This is a genomic window from Metabacillus rhizolycopersici, assembly GCF_020075705.1.
In genome coordinates this window covers 12,999-28,564 of record NZ_JAIQUM010000067.1, presented here as the reverse complement: position 1 = coordinate 28,564, position 15,566 = coordinate 12,999, and the positions used below count along the sequence as shown (strand labels likewise).

Here is a 15,566-nt window from a genome sequence, read left to right as displayed (position 1 = left end):
AGGTCAAGGGATAAGTTCAAGGTCAAGGGATAAGTTCAAGGTCAAGGGATAAGTTCAAGGTCAAGGGATAAGTTCAAGGTCAAGGGATAAGTTCAAGGTCAAGGGATAAGTTCAAGGTCAAGGGATAGTTCAAGGTCAAGGGATAAGTTCAAGGTCAAGGGATAGTTCAAGGTCAAGGGACTTTAAAAATAGGAGAGATATTAGAATAAGGTGAATAGTGTATTTTATGTATAAATATTCAATGAAATCATTTGAATATTTAAGGGTGGTGTAGTGTTTTTGATGGTAAATAAATGGATTACATCTTACGTTGGGTTACTGTTTTTTGTTTGCGGAGTATTGTTTTGGATTACTGGTAAAACCCTTAAATTAGTTGTGTTCTTATTTACGGTTATTATTGCACTTTTTGTTTATGCTATTTGCTACTATTCTGGTAAACTTTTAAAAGGGAGAGTGGTTCCTATATTTGCTAGAAAAGGATGATGTATTGAATGTTGAAGTATACTTCGTTAAAAGAAAAAGATTTGGAGTATCTCACGTTTATTTTGAGGAATGGAATGGTTACGGCAAAGCACATCATGTTGAAATTTCGTGAACCAAATATTCATCGTGTTTATCGAAGACTAAGAAAATTAGAAGGTAAAAAGCTTGTAAGACATGAGCGAATTGCTCATAAAGTTGGTGTTTATTTGGGGACAATTGAAGCTAGGAAATTAACGAATGTCAATGCTACTGTTCCAACGAAAGCCTCGATTTATACTATGCAGCATGATCTTCTGATAACAGATTTGATTCTTTTTTATGAGTTTCAAGCAGAGAATCAAGGTGTTGAATTTAAATATCGGACTGAAAGAGAAATACGTCATTCGATGATTGGCCAGGGAGATAATCAAAGTAAATTAAAAGCCTATAATGCGAAACGGGATCGAATACCTGATGTTGTATTCTTTTTTAAATCAGCCGATGGGAAAGTTACGACTACCTGGGTAGAGTTGGAGCTGAATAAAAAAGAGCGAAAACGTTATGATGAAAAGTTTAAGCTCTTTGAGGAATTGCTATCAAATGAACGCCTGGAAGATCAACCTTTTTCATATGATCAGGTTATTTATTTTGCAGATGATGTGAAAATACACAATGTGGTCAATGAAGCAAAGCAACGATTAATTAATGCGAATAAAATTTCGGTTCGAAAAATCCCTTCGGTTATAGTAGACGAACGTTGGGAAGAGGTGATGCCAAGTGGATCCAATGATGAAGAACCAGCAGGAGCCACAACAAACTGAAACTGATCGTATGGTCGGTGAGATTGTAATGTATGGTTTAGTTGGGATGATCGGAATCATCTTTTTTCTTCCAGCTTTAGTGGGAATGTTGATTTTTGCGGTTATTCAACTATTTAAGCGTGAGTGGATTTCTTATGTTGCGCTTTGCGTTGGATTTGTTATTTTATTTTGGCATTTTCAAGCGGGGACACTTCTTACTTATTTTGGCTTAATTTCAGAAATGAATGTCCCATATATGTCAACAGGCGTTGAGCGGTTATTAAATGATGGTGATTCAATAGAGTCTACTGCGTCTTCATATGGGGTGTTAGCAGGATTAGCGTTATTATTTTCGTTTGGATTTTTTATATTTGCTAAGTTTTTTTGGAAAAAGAGAGTTACTACTAAAGCTGGTGAAGTGCAAAAACAAAAGGCAGAGCAGAAATATAAAGCATTTCGTAAAAATCGGGTTAAGTTTTTGGACAAGAAGCAAAAAAAGTATCGTGACAAGCCTTCAAAAGAAGTGTTTGTTGGTTACACAGACTTTAAAGAGCGTGTAGCGCTTGAATCAAAAGAACTAAACTATCACATGCTTGCTACTGGAGGAACCGGTACAGGAAAGACGACGTTAATTGCTTCATTAATGGAGTCAGCTTTACAACAGGAAAAGCCTATTATTTTCATGGATGGTAAGGGTGAACGAAAGTCTATGCTTGAATTTAAAGCTTTGTGTGAAGCATATGGAAGGAACGTTTATCTGTTTTCTGAAATGGATGATTTAACGTATAACCCGATTAAGAATGGAACACCTACTGAAACACGAGATAAGCTGATGTCACTTTTCAGTTTTTCGAGTGAAGGGGACGGAGCTTATTATACGGATATTGCTTCCCGATACTTACAACTGGTAGTCAAACTGATCGATGAAGCAGGTGTGCCAAGAGAAATTAAAACAATCGCAAGGTTAACCAATGTAAAGTCTATGAACGAGTTTTTCAAGGAACACAGCATAGAGGTAGAGATTGAAGAAGAAATTGAAGTTGAAGTAGAGGAAAAAGTTGTGGTAGGGAATGCTACTTTAGCGTCTCAGGATGACGATTTAAGCGGATTCATTGCTTCAGCAGAACCAAAGACAGAAACAATCAAAAAAACGGTTGTGGAAACTCGAAAACGGTCTGTTACAAAACTTCAAGAAGGTATGCAACGTATTAAGAAGATTTTAGATGATGAATTTCCTGAAGAAATCGTAGAGGGTTGTCTTACTCGATTGAAGATGCAGCTAGGAGAGTTATTAGAATCCGATCTTGGGCATTTGTTTGTCGAGAGTGAGAAAGGGATAGACCTTCAAAAAATTACGGATAACAACGATGTCGTTATCTTCAGTATTTCTGGAAGTCGATATGCCGATTACATTAAAAAGATTGGAAAGATGATTATTCTAGATGTTAATAGTTTGGTGGCTTACAGGCAGGCGAAGGGGCGCAAATCTATTTTTGGTGTATACGATGAATTTTCTGCTTATGGAGATCGCAGGATTGTCGATATTGTTAATAAATCACGTTCTGCAGGCTTTGAATGTATTATTTCTACTCAAACATTATCTGATATTGATGCCATTGACCCGATTATGACAGAACAAATTATCTCTAACTGTAACATTATCGCTACTGGCCGTGTGAATTCCTCAAAGGATGCAGAGCGAATAGCTAAAGTATTTGGAACGTATTCTGACCGAGAAATTACACAGCAAATTGAGAAGAAATATCCGCAAATACGTTATGAATCTAGTATGGGAACAGTTCGTGATGTGGACCGATTTAAAGCGAATCCAAGCGAAATTAAAAATCTCCAAATCGGTGAAATCTTCATCAATCGAAAGATGGTAGAGGAAGAAGATAGTGATACTTATTTCCGTCGTGTGTATGTTCGAAATGCGTTAGACCTAGGAGGGATTAAATGAATTTCTTCGTCAAGTTGAGGGATGGTCTGAGAAAGAACGTAGATCAAGGCAGGAAGAAAGTTTTGAAAGATGATAGGCGTTTGAAATCATCCCGTTTTAATGGTCGAATGGCATTTTCAATCGCTTTTTGGCTTGTATTATTTGGGGTCATCTTTTTCACTTTCCAAACATGGGCTCGAACTGGTTTTTTAAATGAAAAAGTAAACGTTTATCAGGATGAAGCCACATCGCAGATTGCGAGCTTAAATGAAATCGGTTTTGCTAATTCGCCTGCTGGTGAAACGTATGCGAATAAATTTATTGAGGCGTATATCAACATACCTAATGACGAAAAACAGCGAGAAGAACGTGTTAAAGCGCTCCAAAGCTTTCTTGCTGAAGGGTTAAATGTTGGAAAGTTAGAAAATCTTTCAGAGTTTCAAGGAAAACGAGTTTTGAAGAGTGCTAGCTTATATGATGTGAAGGACGTTAACGAGGATGCAGGTAGTTATGTGTTTCATATAGATTATGAGCTTTTTAACGTTGTTGAGAAAAAAGAACAAGTAGAAGGGGAAGATGAAGAAAAAGTCACAACGGCAGACGAATCGTTGGGTAGGAAAGAGCAAATGATTGTCGTTAGGTTAGGTACAGACGGAAATTCCTTTAATGTCATTGAACAGCCTTATTATCAGGATCTTCCGAGCGAAACACGACTAGCAGCTGTTCAAAATCAAACGGATCAAGCGAAAAAGAATGTACAAGCCCAAGATGAATTAAAACAATTTGCTACTCAGTTTTTCACTTCGTATACGACAAATTCGATTGAGGAAATGTCTTATTTGATGGAAAATCCTGAATCTCTTAAAGATCATTATGAGTATAAGGGATTAGAAGACTTTGTGGTTTATGATGGAGAGAAAGAAGGGCAATACCTTGTGAAGACGCTTGTGCTCTTACAGGAGGCCAGTACAGGCTTGCAAACGAAACATCCATTTACCCTTGTAGTGAGCAAAGAGAACAATAAATTTTATGTTCAAGAATTAAAACACACTTTAGGAGGATGATTTAAATGCCAGATATAACAGGTCTTACAGATTATGTTTCTGCCCAAGTCGCAGCTGTTTTGTTTATTATCATGATTGTCATGATTGTCAGAGCATTCATATCGCAACGTTGGGGACAATTTTTCTCTAGCTTCGTCTTTGCGGTTGTTTGTTACGTCATTGTTGCTAACCCAGGAGAATTTGAAAGCCTGGCAACAGCTCTTTGGAATCAAGTTAAAAGTGGTGGGCTTAATTGAGGTCAGCAGCTTATAGCTACCGAAAGTTCTTTAAGTACCCCTTGAAAATTTGGAAAATTGGGAAAGGTGAGAAATCTCTCGTCTTTTCGAAAGGAATTGAAATCAGGCAGATCATTGTGGCTGTTTTGATTTTTGGGCTTTTCTTTCTTTTTAGAGGAAGCATTAATCAACTTTTACCGACAGCTTTACAGCTAGCATTTTATGCCGTGTTGCCGTGGATGATCGCTGGAGCGATTTGTAGAAGCAAACTGGATGGTAAGCGACTAGATCGTTTCTTTATCGGGTATTTCCAATATCTTTATAACAAGCGTTTTAGTTATAGCAGCCATAAACCTGTTTACCAGCTACAAATGAAGAAAGCACAGTCTTATGAGCGATTCAATTAGGTGGTGGATACATGATACAGTTTCCAATTCAATCTTATAAAGAAAATGTTATTTACACACATGATCACGAAGCTTGGTCCTATTATCGGTTACAGGAAAATACGGTAGGCGTGAATGAACAGGAAGCTGAAAATAATTTAGTGAATGGTCTTCAAAGACTTGGTTGGCAATTATCAACCTTTGAAGAAATTGATTATAAAATTGTCCCTATCCCTGTTGATATTGATAAGCGTATGGATAGCCTTCAAGAACAGTATGAAGGAAAATACGCTGAGATAGGAAGATATTACGCTGAACGGGCAAAAGAGATTTTGCGAGAAGAGGCTGAAAATGTTGTAGAATATAAGTTTTTTATTGGAGTGAAATTGAAACGAAGAGAGTTAGATGAAAACATCATAAGTACGTTTTCTTCTTCTTTTAAGAGCATGAATCGTTATTTACAAAAGCTTGCGGGTTTTGGTGGAAACGAAGTTGATGAGTTGACTGCCAGTATGTTTAAAGAATCCGAAGAAGATGCTTTTACTACCCTTAATCAGTATTTGGGGGCGTATCGTTTAAAAGAGAAAGAGTTGCGTTATATTATTCGTCATCAGTTTGTAAGGGGACAGGGACAACCTGATGGTGAGGGAAGTGTTTATAGTCTTACCGAGGGCATTCTCGACCCAGGAAAAGCAGGCTATCTAAATATTAAACAATTAGATCATGAATCGTGGTGTGCTTTTCTTCCAGTTTCCGAATTCCCTATTGATTTAAGTTATAAAGAATGGGCATATTTCTTCCAGTCTTATCATTTTCCTGTAGAAGTCAATATGCGCACAATCTATAAGACCAAAAAGGATGATGAAAACCGAACGAATATCATTAAAAAACGTTTTCGTGACCAAGATGCTCAACTCATTGAAGCGAACGAAGACGATGACAGCTTAATTAATACAGGGCGTGAGCTGTTACATGAATTAGAAAATCAAATCAAAAATCAGGGTAAACCACTCCTCAGAACCCACATCAATTTTGTTGTTTACGGTCAAACAAGGGAAGAGGTCCGAAAAAGAGCCAGAAGGCTCAAAATCGATTTTAAAGACCAGCAAATCGAACTTGTGCAGCCGTTAGCAGATCAACTCCTTTTATTTCATCAATCATTACCCGCAGCAAAGATTATCGCAGAAGATTGGGAACAAATTTTAACACCTGAATCGTTTGCTGAATCACTTTTTTCTCTTACACGAAAAATTGGAAATACCGTCGGATTTTATCTCGGAAAAAATATCTCACATGAGGGTGAAAGTATTGAAAGCTCTCAATCTCTTGTTTTCTATCATCCATTCTTAGCGCATCTAGGATTAAAGGGTTCTAAGTACTCATCACCACATGTCACTATTTCGGGACCAACCGGGATGGGGAAATCGTATCTATTAAAAGATATATTACTTAATTCGGTCTTTTTTGGAGCCAAAGTTCTGATGACGGATCCAAAAAATGAAGTCGAAAAGAAATTCAAACAAGCTCTTACACCTGAATTGGAGCGTACAGCGCCTTTTTTTAAAGAGTTGATTGAAAGTTTCAACTATATCACTTTATCGAGTGAGAAGAAGGATGCAGGGAAGCTCGACCCCCTTACATTTCTTGAAGGGGAAGAAGCACAAGATGCAGCGGTTGGGGTTCTTGAATATCTATCAGAGCTTCAATCGAACGAGCGAAATGTCAAAACGGCCATTTATAAGGGTGTCCGTCATGTTCTTAATCAAGAAAAGAAGCCAGGTCTTTTAAAGGTTGTTCGTTATTTGCAAGCGTCCGAGGATCAGGATGTAAAAAATGTTGGAGACCTTCTTTATGAGGTTGGTACAAATGGTGTTGCCAAATTAATGTTTTCAGATGGCAATGTTGAAGGGATTAGCCTTCATGAGCAAGTGAATATTTTGCAGATCCAAAATTTGAACCTTCCAGAAGAGGGAGAAAAGGCTTCTACGCGAGATGAACACATTGCGGTTGCTTTGATGCAGCCATTGGCTAAATTCGCTACAAAGTTTGCCCGTGATGATTCAGTCGTGAAATTAACGATTTTTGAAGAGGCATGGATGCTTATGAATACAGGGGCTGGTGATCGGCTTATTAACGAACTATTGCGTACTGGACGTTCTTTACGATCAGCGGTTTATATCATCACACAGTCTACTTATGAATATAACAAGCCACAAATCAAAGAAAATATTGGCACAAAGTTTGCTTTTAAAGCGAAGACAACTGAAGAAGCAGGAAATATTATTGAGTTTCTCGGAATGGAAGATAACAAAGCCAATCGGGATATGCTGAAAAACCTGACGGAAGGTCAGTGCATCGTTGAAGATATGTATGGGCGAACTGCAAAAATTCAAACGGATGTGTTGTTTGATGAGTGGATAAGTGCCTTCAACACAAAAGAAAATGATCGAGGTAGAGCAGAAAACGAGGAGGCGTTTATTTAATGGAAAAACTATTAATCTCTTTAGTCGCTTTGATTGCACTGTTAGCTGGGTGCAATCAGAGTGTTTCTCAGGAGAAAGGAAATTCACCTGAAGATATTGCAAAAATCGCATATGAGTGGGAAAAAGCAAACTATGATCGTGATTATGAAAAACAACAAGGATTTATTTATGAAGAGGGCTCTTATGAAGCTTATAAAGGAGATAAAAAAATCAATTCAGGATTGAAGTATGAAGATATTCGTTTTGAAATTTACCATGACAAAGAATTGGAACAGTATTATGTTTTTGCAGATTTCAAAAATCCTAATGGTGAAAATTTAGTTGAGGATAATATCCTTTTTCGTAAAAAAAGTGACGAATGGAAAGTAGATACTAGTCAGAGCTTGGATATTGTACGGGAGGAAGTTTCTGGGGAATTTGAACGAGCAGCATGTATCAACTGTAAATAAGGAGGGATTCGATGAAATTCCTGAAACAGGGTATGCTCATTTTTATCATGATGCTGATTGTTATTTTGCCAACTGCGTCATTAGCGGAAGATGCAGCAACCACTGTTGAGAAAAAAGAAGAAACTGTTGGACGTGTGATCCTAGAAAGTAAGGAATATCCCCTCGATCATTACAAGATGGAAGCAGATATTGGGGACGGCCTTAAAAATGCTGCAGATAATGCGTTACATGCCATAAATCAAGGAATGTGGGGATTTAATAAAACAGTCACTAGTTTTACCCTTTATTCTGTTAATCAATTAATGTCTTTTGATTTAATTAGTAGCATTGTGAATGAAGCTGGAATTATGAGTGAACGAATCTATGAGATTATGTCTGGAACCTTCTTGTCCTTGTTTGTCATCTTTGTGGGAGGAACAGCAGCTTGGCGTTATTTCGTGAATCAACAAGTTGGTCATGCGGTAAAAGCAATCACTAGTGCTTTGATTATCATGGTTCTCACTTTTTGGTTTTATTCTGATACGACAGGAAATATAAAATGGTTGAATGACAGAGGGGCGGAACTCGAAGGAATTGCCAGCTCGGCAAATGTACTTATTAGTTCCGATGAATTCGACAGCAATGCAGCGTATAATCCCAAGGAAGGAATTGCAGTACTAGAAAATCAACTATTTAATCTTATGGTCAAACGTCCGTATTTGCTCTTGAATTATGGCTCAACAAAAGAGGCTGATGTTATTAGCGAAAATCCTAATCGAGTTGATAACCTATTGAAAATTAAACCATATTCAGCAGAAGGACAAGAACAAAGAGAAGCAATTGTTAAAAAAGAAGTTTCTAACTTTGATAACAAGCAAATGTCGCCGGAATTTAGTGGAGAACGGTTCGGATATCTCATTATCACAATCATTTCTACTATAGCTCTTTCAATTCCAGTCTTGTTATTAGGAATCTTTAAGTTTTTGCTTCAAGTATGGTTTTTGGCATTAGTGATTTTTACAGCTATTCCACTTGTTCTTTCATTAATCCCTTCTTATAGCGAAAGCGCATTGAATCACGCGAAGAAGATAGTGGGTGTGCTGCTTATGAAAGCTGGACTAGTTCTTTTAATTGCTGTTATTACAGGGATTGTTACATTACTGTATGAATCAGTCAAAGTCACTAACGGTGTAGAAGGATATGCGTTTGTGGTCTTCCTAATTTGTATTACTATGTGGGGGCTATTCAAATATCGCCATGAAATATTTGAGGTTGCTTCAGCTGGCATGCTTCAAGGTCAGCAAGCGGTTGAGAGAGTTACAACAAATTCATTTGACAAAATGGGTGATGCTGGCGAAAAAGGTTTCAAAGGTGCTAAAAGGATGGTGGGTAAAGCGTATAAAAACCATCAACGAAAAAAACGTCAAGAAGAGTTTCTATCAAACAGAGAAGGCGCAGGCCGAAGAACCTTTTCCAATGATGCAGCAGTATCAGTTGAACGATCTGAACACCGAAAAGCGGTTGGGGAAAATACACCCCAAATGCAAGGGACATCAGGACAGAAACAAGTTCAAGAACAACAAGAAACTGGAAAAGGATCAAAAAATACAAATGCAGGGGTAGCATCAGAAGCAACCACACGATCAGCGTCTAGAAATGCTGGAGCTGCAATTGTGAATCTAGATGATTATAAAAGCGAAAAAGGAGAAGGTGCTGGGAAACGAAATGCTCCTAGTCAATCATCTCGAAATTCTAACCAACCTGTTTCAGAAGCTCGAAACTCTAGTGCCACTAAACAGTCAGAAGGTAGAAGAAATGAAGAGGTTAAGCCTTCTACTCAACCAACAACAGATACAGCAAATTATCAATCATCCCCTCACCGTAAGCCGTCTGGAAGAATGGAAAATGAGATAGCAGCTGCGAAAAATAATAACTCTAGTCAATCATCTCGAAATTCTAATCGATCTGTTTCGGAAGCTAGGAACCCTGGTTCAACTAAACAGACAGAGGGTAGAGGAAGCGAAGGGATTAAGCCTTCTAGTCAAGGAACAGCAGATGCAGCAAATTATCAACCATCCCCTCATCGAAAGTCATCAGAGAGAAAAGAAAGCCGTAATGAGGTGGCGGCTACAAGGGAACAAGGCAAACACCTCACTCAATGGGAAGTACAACAAAAACTCAATGCAAAGAAAAACAACCATTCTACTGAAACGGTCAAAAGATCAGAAAGCAGGAAATCAAAAGAGAAGGAGGATAAAAAACGAAAATGATGTTGGTGAGGAGCATTCTGGTGCAATGATCATTCGTTTCATGAACAAAATGGCTTAATTATTGCGTCAAAATCGCCTTCAGAAAGGAGGGAGTATGGAAGGGATTCTGAAGAAAGGTGCAAAAACAGTTGGAACTATTGCCATTCTTAAAAACCCCCTCACTTGGATTATTGCAGGTATCTTCCTTCTTCTCATATCTATTTTCGGATTAGCTTTGTTTATTTCCATGAGCTTGGGTGGTGAGAATCAGTTTGAATCAGGTATGTCGACAGAAGGGGCTGGAGGAACGGCGCAAGTATCAGCTGAAGTATTACGATACGAATCTCTTATACGGAAATATGCAGAGGACAATGGGGTAGGTGAATATGTCGGACTTCTCATGGCTCTTATTCAACAAGAATCTGGTGGAAGGCATTTAGATGTTATGCAATCTTCTGAGTCTATTGGACTTCCAGCTGGGGCAATTATGGATCCTGAATATTCCATTCAAATTGGTGTGAAATACTTTGCAGAAGTGATGAAGCAGGCTAAAGGCGATATTCACTTAGCTTTACAAGCTTACAATTTCGGGAATGGATTTATTGGATATGCAATAGAACGTGGAGGATATTCCAAAGAGGTAGCCATCCAGTTTAGTCAGATGATGGCTTCTAAATTAGGTTGGTCTAGGTACGGTGATGTAGAGTATGTTGATCATGTGCTTCGCTACTATAACGTTGAAAGCGAAGGCGTCATTGTAACAGGTGATGGTACCCAATTATTTAATGTGGAAGAAGTTCATAACATCATGAAGGAATTCCTTGGCCTACCTTATGTGTGGGGAGGAAGGACACCAGCTGCAGGAGGCTTTGATTGTTCAGGGTTATTAGAATATGCTTTTGCACAAATTGGTATCGATATGTATGGGACAGCTCAATCTCAATACAACAAAACTGTTCCAATTCCTGAAGATCAGATAAAACCAGGTGACTTAGTGTTCTTTTCTACTTATAAGCCAGGAGCGTCACATGTGGGCATGTATGTTGGAGACGGAAAGTTTATTAATGCTAATGGTAGTAATGGTACTTCCTATTCTTCAGTTGAAGAATGGAAGAACTTATATCCCTTTTTAGGCTTTAGAAGGGCTCAGTAATGGAGGTGAAGGTATGGAACCGAATAAAAAGAAACAGTACATTTTATTAATGATTGGATTCGTCGGGGCTGTTTTGGTCATCATGTATATTTTTAGCTTACGAACACAATTACAAGAGGTCAGGGCCAATCAAAGAAACTATGAAGAGAAAATTGAATCTCTATCTTCTATTCAGAACACTGATGCACTAAAGGTCAATCGAGAGTTCCTTCAAAGCTTCTTCACCTATCAAACGACTGCTGAACGATATGAAAATATCAAACCCTTCATGACCGATCAGGGATATAAGGCAACTCATCCTTCAGGGACGGATCTTCCCAATACGGAGCAATCAGTTCAATCCTCAATGGTAGGATTGAAACCTTTTGAATATCAAGACTCGAAAACAGAAGCAGATTTTTTTAATGAGTTTAAACTTACTACGGAATTTAACGGTGTTGCTAATACAGAGACTGTTATTGTCAAAACGTCACTGATTTATGTCAGGGAGAAAGGTTGGAAGGTTGATGATGTTGAATTTATTGGTCAACTGACTGGACGAGAATAAAAGGAGTGTTTTCATATGCCTGTAACATTTACACCTACAACCCCTGTTCAATATGTAGAATTCGATTTTGAAAGATATTTTGATTCTTTAGAGAAGTTATTTGGACATTTATCTTTTTTTTCGAAGTGGAAACAATTCTGGCTTACTACTTTTCTTAATCTAGATAAAGAGGTAAAAGATTATATAAAAAAGTTCCCAGACTCTAATCCAATTATGCAAAGAATCAAAAATCAAATGTTAATACCAGATAAGGACTTTGAAATGTTTACATTTGAACATATTACTGATTTTGGATCCTATTATTTACATTTTGATATAGAAAAAATGAAAGAAATCAAAAATAGGAATCTTTTATCAATCGAACGTGTAAATCTAAACCATCTGTATATAGACCCTACAACACTTGTTATTAAAGATAAATTAGAAGATCAGCGTTTTCCTTTCTTTGTGAGGATATTTGGAGTTGAAAAGGCCTTTATTTGTGCAGATGGAAATAAAAGAATTAGAGCTAGATTGGAAGAAGGGCAAACGGAATTCAAAGGTTATGTATTTTATCCTCAAGATCTTGAAGAAGTCTTTTTTGGCCCATTTGATTTTTTCTATTACATGCATCTTTATGAGATGGAATTAATGTATAGGGAAATGGAATCTAACGGGGGGAATGAACAGAGTATTTACAAAGTAACTCAACTTTACCTACAAGCAAATCAGAAATAACTTCCGAGATTTACGAGAAAGGATGGTCTTTTAATGAATCCCATCAACTTCAGTGAACAGACACCTTCCGCATAAGAATTACAGCACATTCTATCTCCAATAGTCATACAAGAAATCGTCAAACAAGATTAAAAGGGCCGTGGAATCTTTTCTAAGGTGTTCAGGGGCAACCTAAATAAAGGGAAAGTGACTAATGTTGGTTTCTAATTGAATTCTTATACAGTAAATATTTACCCGTTATCTATTTTGCTTTTCCGAATATAAAGTTCAATATAGAAGCTTATAAAAATAGTTACAAGGCTGGTTTCAAGGGTAGGGATGGCTTGCTGGTCTATAGATAGCCTTTTAAACTTATTTTTTGAGGAAATAATCAATCAACATCAAATAAACTTTTGCTTATATTCCATTAGCTTTCATAAATTAATTAACTTGTGGTGAGATTCATTATCTTTTGAAAAAATCCCTTTTAGTTGTTGGGCAGATTTCAATTTATTATTTCATACATAATGAATCTAGAGTCTTAGAAGGTCATCATAGATGTAAATATCAATCAAAAAGGCAACAATGGCGAAACGAGTGGCTGTCATCTGTCTCATTATGCAAGGGTATTATGCCATTCAAGTGACAGAACTGCTCAATGTGCATCGAGAAACCATTACAAACTATATTAAAAAGCTTAATGAAGGTTGAATGGAGGCTCTTATTCATCGTGATTATTCACCCGGTAAATCTCCTTTTTTGTCATCAGAAACAGAACAAGAAGTAAGAAGGATACTTGAACACAGCACACCAGCTGAAGAAGGAGATGGCTAGAACAAAACGGAGAAACTGAATCTTTTGGGGCGCCCTAAAGGGTCTGCTAATAGAATGTAAGGCTACAAAAAACGCAACCTAACATTCTATTGCATCTCGCTCCGGTCTAAATGGACCGATAACCACGGTCTGTACGGCTAACGCCTACATCCCGTAGGTTCCTGTTCCATTTGCCTAACGGTCGATCCGTCCGACTCTGAAGATCAAAAATCCAAAAGCTGAAAAGATTAAAAGACCAAAAGGAAAGAATCCTGAAGGATTCTTTTATTGAATATTTTTCCCTTTTGCCTTCCGAATCGTAAAACAGCGCAAGCCTTCTAAGCTTCCAGCCGGAAGGACACCCGAACCTTTCCGGCTAGAAGCTAAGAAGGCTAGTCAATCGGTCAAGGGGCCAAAAAGTTTTTTGATTAAGGACGCTTTGCAACATCAAAAAACTTTTAGGCTAGAATCACCCTTGACCAATTGACTATGCGTGTTTTTCGTTCTACTTGCAAAAGGGGAAAAATAATCCCCCTTTGGGGAACTAGCTCGCTTCGCAAGTCAAAAGGAAAAAATCAAATTCAAAGAAGAAAAAACAAAATAATTCATTTTTATTATTAAATTAATAAGAAATGAATTCATAGAAGGGAGAGATTATGAAATGAATAAAGAAGATATTAAAGAGAATTATCGGACATTTGGAAATGAGTTCATGGAAAAGAGCAACGAAATTAATCAAAATAATAAAGGTACTACTGGGTTGTTCGTTGGCACGAAGGAGAATTCAGAAATGCTTATAATGGGGTATCACGATCTGGCTAAACAACAATTAGAAGGAAAGTTTAACGATAATACTTTTGTGCAAGTAGGGAATAGAGAAATCAGTATATTAGATTACCATCCAATGATTGAAGAAAGAGAAAAAGACGGTCAAGTCATAAGAGATTTGTATGCTTATAATATAAAATATACAAGTCAAACTCTTAATAATGTTAAAGACGAATTAATTCAAAATGGTTTTTCCAATGAAAAAGCTACGGAATTTGTTTTAAATGAATTCAAGAAAGTTGGATTGTTAGATTCATACAAATGGTCAGATTTAGAGAAAAAAGTAAATCAATCAATAGAGAAAACAATGGAGAAGTATGGGAAATAGACTATGGGAGAACTAAAAAAATAACATGTAGAGTGTAAGGCTAGATGGGATTCTAGATGTCGATGAAAACTGTTGTGATGTGAGCAGATAAGGATTTAAATAGGTAGTGCTCCTAAAATAATGAGGGATGCTTTATATACTGATAAAAAAGGTTAACCAAATAAAACTGGTTAACCTTATGGTACATATCATTTGTTGGGTTATTTTGAATCGATTTGTTTTTGGAGGTTTTCAATTTTAGCTTCATAATCTTTTCTGATTTTATCCATATTGTCGTAAAGTTCCTGAACTTTAGTGTTATGAGTTTCGTTGATTTCAACAATTTTATCTCTATATTCATTTTTGATTTCGTATAACGCTTTTTCTTTTTCGAATTCGTTTTTTTCGGCCATTCTGTCTAATTCAACGGCGTGGTCTTTCTTGAGTTGCCCATTCAATCTGGTTAACTGGTTAATTTGTTCGATTTTATCAGTAACAGTATCGTTCATCTCGCTCACCTGTGACTGATATCGTTCTTTTTGTTGAGCTAGTTGTTCTTTCAACTTTCCATTTTCCTCTTGGTGAGCTTTGTATTCAGATACTAAACCGGTTAACGTGTCATTTTTCTCTTTGTATTCTAATATTAGCAATTGATTATTCTTGTTAGTGGAACGTGATTCTTCCAATTGTTTCGATAATTCTTCTTTTTCTGCCTCGATCGCCTTTAATGATTCTTGGCACTGTTTTAATTCCTCTATGGCCACTTTTGTTTTTTCTTGGTACTCACCGATAATTGATTCCTTTTGTTCTAGTTTGTTAGTTACTTCCTGGACGGCATGATCTTTAATGTAAATGGATCGCTGAACCATATTAGAAATCAACTCGTAAATCCTTGTCGTATGTACTTCTAACTCGGTCAAGTCTTGACTATAATCTGATGCACCTTCTTTGATGGTTTGTAGTTCGGTTATAGCGACTGCCTTTTCGAACCATTCTTTTGCAGAATCTCCACTACTTTCAATCAACTCTTTTACTTTGTCGTGTAGTTCTTCACTTACCTTTACACCAAATGTTTTATCGGCCATTTTATTATCACTCCTTAATTTGTTAACTAATTAATATTATTTTATATATAGGTTAACCTAGTTAACTTAAGTTTACTATTTTAGAAGAAAAACAAAAAGTATTGTTTTGTG

At 36.9% G+C, this 15,566-nt stretch carries 16 protein-coding genes; 15 read left to right on the top strand and 1 reads right to left on the bottom strand.

Annotated features, from left to right (window positions below; translation table 11 throughout):
* Nucleotides 1-279: 279 nt before the first annotated feature.
* The 15 genes from K9V48_RS21615 (at nucleotide 280) to K9V48_RS21555 (ending at nucleotide 14,391) form a co-directional block, all read left to right on the top strand.
* Nucleotides 280-483 carry a hypothetical protein gene (locus K9V48_RS21615; RefSeq protein ID WP_224141211.1) on the top strand — a complete coding sequence of 68 codons (204 nt, stop codon included), beginning with the start codon at nucleotides 280-282 and terminating at the stop codon, nucleotides 481-483.
* A gap of 8 nt (nucleotides 484-491) precedes the next feature.
* Nucleotides 492-1,283, top strand: coding sequence for a hypothetical protein (locus K9V48_RS21610; protein WP_224141210.1), 792 nt, complete (start codon nucleotides 492-494; stop codon nucleotides 1,281-1,283).
* The gene (locus tag K9V48_RS21605) at nucleotides 1,249-3,222 is read left to right on the top strand and encodes a type IV secretion system DNA-binding domain-containing protein (RefSeq protein ID WP_224141212.1); all 1,974 of its coding nucleotides are present in this window, start codon (nucleotides 1,249-1,251) and stop codon (nucleotides 3,220-3,222) included. Before K9V48_RS21610 ends, K9V48_RS21605 begins: the two co-directional genes overlap by 35 nt.
* Nucleotides 3,219-4,265, top strand: coding sequence for a conjugal transfer protein (locus K9V48_RS21600; protein ID WP_224141209.1), 1,047 nt, complete (start codon nucleotides 3,219-3,221; stop codon nucleotides 4,263-4,265). The genes K9V48_RS21605 and K9V48_RS21600 overlap by 4 nt, the downstream gene beginning before the upstream one ends.
* A 5-nt stretch (nucleotides 4,266-4,270) precedes the next feature.
* Nucleotides 4,271-4,501 carry a TcpD family membrane protein gene (locus tag K9V48_RS21595; RefSeq protein ID WP_224141208.1) on the top strand — a complete coding sequence of 77 codons (231 nt, stop codon included), beginning with the start codon at nucleotides 4,271-4,273 and terminating at the stop codon, nucleotides 4,499-4,501.
* Entirely contained in the window at nucleotides 4,498-4,887 is a 390-nt protein-coding gene (locus K9V48_RS21590; RefSeq protein ID WP_224141207.1) for a TcpE family conjugal transfer membrane protein, read from the top strand. The genes K9V48_RS21595 and K9V48_RS21590 overlap by 4 nt, the downstream gene beginning before the upstream one ends.
* A gap of 11 nt (nucleotides 4,888-4,898) precedes the next feature.
* Nucleotides 4,899-7,349, top strand: a complete 2,451-nt coding sequence (locus tag K9V48_RS21585) for an ATP-binding protein (protein WP_224141206.1) — start codon at nucleotides 4,899-4,901, stop codon at nucleotides 7,347-7,349.
* A complete protein-coding gene (locus K9V48_RS21580) occupies nucleotides 7,349-7,798 on the top strand; it encodes a hypothetical protein (RefSeq protein ID WP_224141205.1) in 450 nt (149 codons plus the stop codon). Before K9V48_RS21585 ends, K9V48_RS21580 begins: the two co-directional genes overlap by 1 nt.
* Nucleotides 7,799-7,809: 11 nt before the next feature.
* Complete coding sequence (locus K9V48_RS21575) at nucleotides 7,810-10,047, top strand: CD3337/EF1877 family mobilome membrane protein (RefSeq protein WP_224141204.1); 2,238 nt, start codon at nucleotides 7,810-7,812, stop codon at nucleotides 10,045-10,047.
* A 94-nt stretch (nucleotides 10,048-10,141) separates the two neighbouring features.
* The gene (locus tag K9V48_RS21570; RefSeq protein ID WP_224141203.1) at nucleotides 10,142-11,179 is read left to right on the top strand and encodes a bifunctional lytic transglycosylase/C40 family peptidase; all 1,038 of its coding nucleotides are present in this window, start codon (nucleotides 10,142-10,144) and stop codon (nucleotides 11,177-11,179) included.
* Nucleotides 11,180-11,192: 13 nt separating this feature from the next.
* Nucleotides 11,193-11,726: a YddI family membrane protein gene (locus K9V48_RS21565; protein ID WP_224141202.1), complete on the top strand. Its 534-nt coding sequence runs from the start codon at nucleotides 11,193-11,195 to the stop codon at nucleotides 11,724-11,726.
* A gap of 15 nt (nucleotides 11,727-11,741) precedes the next feature.
* Nucleotides 11,742-12,443, top strand: coding sequence for a hypothetical protein (locus K9V48_RS21560; RefSeq protein ID WP_224141201.1), 702 nt, complete (start codon nucleotides 11,742-11,744; stop codon nucleotides 12,441-12,443).
* A 564-nt stretch (nucleotides 12,444-13,007) separates the two neighbouring features.
* Entirely contained in the window at nucleotides 13,008-13,133 is a 126-nt protein-coding gene (locus tag K9V48_RS29190) for a hypothetical protein (RefSeq protein WP_263432913.1), read from the top strand.
* Nucleotides 13,134-13,256 carry a hypothetical protein gene (locus K9V48_RS29185; RefSeq protein ID WP_263432912.1) on the top strand — a complete coding sequence of 41 codons (123 nt, stop codon included), beginning with the start codon at nucleotides 13,134-13,136 and terminating at the stop codon, nucleotides 13,254-13,256.
* Between the two features lie 640 nt (nucleotides 13,257-13,896).
* On the top strand, nucleotides 13,897-14,391 hold the full coding sequence (locus tag K9V48_RS21555; protein WP_224141200.1) for a hypothetical protein: 495 nt from the start codon (nucleotides 13,897-13,899) through the stop codon (nucleotides 14,389-14,391).
* A 200-nt stretch (nucleotides 14,392-14,591) separates the two neighbouring features.
* Here the strand turns inward: K9V48_RS21555 and K9V48_RS21550 are convergent, their stop codons facing one another.
* A complete protein-coding gene (locus K9V48_RS21550) occupies nucleotides 14,592-15,455 on the bottom strand; it encodes a coiled-coil domain-containing protein (protein WP_224141199.1) in 864 nt (287 codons plus the stop codon).
* Between the last annotated feature and the right edge of the window lie 111 nt (nucleotides 15,456-15,566).